Annotated in this window: 5 protein-coding genes; 3 read left to right on the plus strand and 2 right to left on the minus strand. The window is 68.3% G+C overall.

From position 1 onward, the window contains the following. Together C5O18_RS07140 and C5O18_RS07145 are read left to right on the plus strand one after the other, a co-directional pair. The coding region (locus C5O18_RS07140; protein ID WP_146089259.1) for a DUF3410 domain-containing protein at positions 1-266 on the plus strand (266 nt) is incomplete at its 5' end. Between the two features lie 86 nt (positions 267-352). Next, positions 353-1,783, plus strand: a complete 1,431-nt coding sequence (locus C5O18_RS07145; RefSeq protein WP_105192736.1) for a high affinity choline transporter 1 — start codon at positions 353-355, stop codon at positions 1,781-1,783. Positions 1,784-1,831: 48 nt separating this feature from the next. On the opposite strand, the gene rnt is transcribed toward C5O18_RS07145, so the two are convergent. Continuing rightward, entirely contained in the window at positions 1,832-2,515 is a 684-nt protein-coding gene (gene rnt, locus C5O18_RS07150; RefSeq protein ID WP_241146770.1) for a ribonuclease T, read from the minus strand. Next, positions 2,512-3,546, minus strand: a complete 1,035-nt coding sequence (pyrC, locus tag C5O18_RS07155) for a dihydroorotase (RefSeq protein ID WP_105192738.1) — start codon at positions 3,544-3,546, stop codon at positions 2,512-2,514. Before pyrC ends, rnt begins: the two co-directional genes overlap by 4 nt. Positions 3,547-3,625: 79 nt before the next feature. Between pyrC and C5O18_RS07160 the strand changes: the two genes are divergently transcribed. Next, on the plus strand, positions 3,626-4,061 hold a 436-nt coding region (locus C5O18_RS07160; RefSeq protein WP_146089260.1), incomplete at its 3' end, for a hypothetical protein.

Here is a 4,061-nt window from a genome sequence, read left to right on the forward strand (position 1 = left end):
TGCCGCCAGCCGCCGGCGCGGCAGGGCCGGCGACGCCGGAGCAGCGCCTGGCGCATCTGCTTTCCGGTGTCATCGATCTCGCCGGCGATGATGCCCGCCTGCGCGCCGTCCGCGTGGCGGACGCGCCGGCGGCCGGGTTCGACGGCCTGCGCAAGGCCTACCCGGTGCGCCGGGAGTTTCCGGCACACCGTGTGCATGGCGAGGCGGGAAAGTTTGCCGACGATCCGTTGCGATCAGTGCTTATCTCGCTCGGTTTCTGCTGTTAGCATTCGCGAAATTTTGATTCGGCGCCGGCCATGGCGAGGTCATGGCGGGGCGCCGGTTGGCGTTGTCCTGTTCCGGAGTGACTGGAATGCTCAATACCTTTGTCATCGGCTACCTGGTGCTGTCGGTCCTGATCGGCCTGCTCGCCACGCTGCGCGTGCACAACACCAGCGACTTCGTGTCGGCCGGCCGCAGCCTGTCGCTGGTCATGGTGACCTCGCTGATGTTTGCCACCTGGTTCGGCTCCGAAGCCATCCTCGGCGCACCGCCGGTGTTCCTCGAGGAGGGCATCGGCGGCATTGTCGCCGATCCCTTCGGCGCCGCTTTCTGCCTGATCTTCGCCGGCTTCTTCTTCGCCCGCGCCCTGTACCGGCGCAACATGCTGACCATCGGCGACTTCTTCCGGCAGAAGTACGGGCGCGAGGCCGAGTTCATTTCCTCCACCGCCATCATGCTGTCCTACCTGGGCTGGGTGTCGGCGCAGATGATCGCCCTCGGCGTGGTGTTCAGCACGCTTACCGGCGGTGCGCTGAGCCAGGACGAGGGCATCCTGATCGGCGCCGCCATCATCATTTTCTACACCATGTTCGGCGGCATGTGGTCGGTGGCGCTGACCAGCTTCGTGCAGATGATCGTCATGGTGGCCTGCCTGGCGGTGATCGCCTGGGTGGTGGTCGGCAAGGCCGGCGGCGTCGAGGCGGTCTATGCCCACGCCGAGGCCGCCGGCAAGCTCGACGGCTTCTGGCCGGAGTGGAACCTGGCTTCCATCCTGGCCTTCGTCGGCGCTTTCGTGACCCTGGCGCTGGGCTCCATTCCGCAGCAGGACGTGTTCCAGCGCATGAACTCGTCGCGCAACGAGAACATCGCCGTCTACGGCGCCGTGCTCGGCGGCGTGCTCTATCTGATCTTCTGCATGCTGCCGCTGTTCCTGACCTATTCGGTGGTGATCATCGATCCGGCGCTGGCCGAGCGCGTCATGGCCCAGGACAGCCAGCAGGTGCTGCCGACGTTCATCCAGCAGGATCTGCCGCTGGTGCTGCAGGTGATCTTCTTCGGCGCGCTGCTGGCGGCCATCATGTCGACGGCTTCGGGCACCTTGCTGGCGCCGTCCACGGTGTTCACCGAGAACCTGCTCAAGCCCTTCCTGGGCAAGCAGAGCGACCGCCAGTTCCTGTGGACGCTGCGGCTTTCCGTGCTGGGGTTCGGCGCCTTCGTGACCTGGTTCGCCATCGCCTCCAACGCGACCATCTTCGGCATGGTCGAGAACGCCTACAAGGTCACCCTGGTGGCGGCTTTCGTGCCGCTGACCGCGGGCATCTACTGGTCGCGCGCCAATCGCGCCGGTGCGCTGACATCCATGGTGGCCGGTCTGGCGGTCTGGATCGCGCTGGAGATCCTGGCGCCCGAGGGCATCTGCCCGCCGCAGCTGGCCGGCCTGGGCGCCGCCATTGTCGGCATGATCGCGGGTTCGCTGCTGTCGCGTCGGGCCAATATCGGTGCACACCACCACGGCAGCTGATGCCGGCGCGCCGGCCGCGGTGCGCTGAATAGTGCGAACAGGCCGGCGTCAGCCGGCCTGTTCGTTTCCGGTCGCCGCGCCGCTGTCGTCCGGCAGCACGGGGTAGGCCGCCTGCCAGCGGTTGAGGATGCCGCAGAACAGCTCGGCGGTGACCTGGGCGTCGTAGAGCGCCGAGTGCGCCTCGCTCTGGTCGAAGGCGATGCCGGCGGCCTGGCAGGCGCGTGCCAGCACGGTCTGGCCGTAGGCCATGCCGGCCAGGGTCACGGTGTCGAACACCGAGAACGGGTGGAAGGGCGACTGGTTCTTCAGGTTCTGGCGCTCGGTCGCGGCATTGACATGCGCAAGGTCGAAGCCGGCGTTGTGACCGACCAGGATGCAGCGCTTGCAGCCGGCTGCCTTCTGGATCTTCTTCAGCTCCGCGAACATGTCGCGCAGGCCGTCGGCCTCGCTCACCGCCAGCCGCAGCGGATGGTTCGGATTGATGCCGTTGAACTTCAGTGCCGCCGGGTCCAGCTCCAGACCGGGCTCCGGCTTCAGGTGCGCGTGCAGGCGCTGCGCCGGCTGCCACATGCCCTGCGCATCCGGCAGCACCACGACAGCGGCGATTTCCAGCAGCGCGTGCTTGCCGGCCTCGAAGCCGGCGGTCTCGACGTCGACCACCACCGGCAGGAAGCCGCGGAAGCGGTCCTTGACCGCCAGCCCGGCGGCCGCGCCCTCGCTCGCGGCGGTCACGCCACGACCTGCCAGGAGATCTTCTCGCCGGCGCGCACCGGCACCACTTCGGTCTGGCCGAACGGGTAGCTGGCGGGCACATCCCAGTCACCCTTCACCAGGGTGATGGTGTCGCTGTTGCGCGGCAGGCGGTAGAAGTCCGGGCCGTGGAAGCTGGCGAAGCCTTCGAGCTTGTCGAGCGCGCCGGCGGCTTCGAAGGCCTCGGCGTAGAGCTCGATGGCGGCGTGTGCGGTGTAGGAACCGGCGCAGCCGCAGGCGCTTTCCTTGGCGCCGCGCGCGTGCGGGGCGCTGTCGGTGCCGAGGAAGAACTTCGGGCTGCCGCTGGTGGCGGCCTCGATCAGGCGCGTCTGGTGGCGGCCGTGCTTGAGAATGGGCAGGCAGTAGAAGTGCGGGCGGATGCCGCCGGCGAGCATGTGGTTGCGGTTGAACAGCAGGTGGTGCGCGGTGATGGTCGCGCCCACGCGGTCCGGCGCGGCCAGCACGAAGTCCACCGCGTCGCCGGTGGTGATGTGCTCGAGCACCACGCGCAGCGTCGAGTGGCGTGCGACCAGCGGCGCCAGCACGGTGTCGAGGAAGACCTTCTCGCGCTCGAAGATGTCGATGTGCCCGTGCGTGACCTCGCCGTGCACCAGCAGCGGCAGGCCGACTTCGGCCATGACCGCCAGCACCTCGTCGACCCGGCTGACATCGGTGACGCCGGACTGCGAGTTGGTGGTGGCGCCGGCCGGGTAGAGCTTGACCGCGTGCACGAAGCCGCCGGCCTTGGCGCGGCGGATGTCATCGGCCGTGGTGCCTTCGGTCAGGTACAGCACCATGAGCGGCTCGAAGGCGCTGCCGGCGGGGCGGGCGGCGAGGATGCGCTCGCGGTAGGCGCCGGCCTGCTCGGGCGTGACCGCCGGCGGCACCAGGTTGGGCATGATGATGGCGCGGCCGAAATAGCGCGCCATGGCCGGTACGGTATGGGCGAGCAGCTCGCCGTCGCGCAGGTGCACATGCCAGTCGTCGGGACGTGTCAGCGTGAGTGTGGTCATGGCCGTTCCGGGGGTCGTCAAATGCGGGAAAGGCGCATAGGCTACCGGATGCGGCGGTCCGGGCAAAGATGGAGACGGCATGTCCAGCGACAAGAATCCCGCCTGGGAGGCGGAGTACGACACGGTCCGCGACCTGCTGTCACAGACCTTCATGCGCCTGCGCTTCCCGCTCCGCCTGGAGCGCGACTTCCGCGCCCGCATGCACCAGCGCGCGGTGAACACCCTGCGCGAGTACTACTGGCTGCTGTACCTGTTCTCCATGGGCACGGTCGCCGCCATCTACCTGCAGTACACCGTGCGCGGCCAGTGGATCGGCGCCATGGAGGACCTGTATCTGCTGCTGGCCATGGGCGGCGGCTGCGCGCTGCTCATGATCGCGCTCACCGTGCTCGGCAAGTTCCCGGCCTGCGACCGCTGGTTCTACGGCTACACCGCCGGCATCGCGGTGCTGCTGCTGATCATCCTGACCATCTTCCCGGCCTTCCTGCGCGACGAGGTGCTGCGCCAGCGCAGCA

Source organism: Amnimonas aquatica, assembly GCF_002943415.1.
Classification (GTDB): Bacteria; Pseudomonadota; Gammaproteobacteria; order Pseudomonadales; family Moraxellaceae; genus Perlucidibaca; species Perlucidibaca aquatica_A.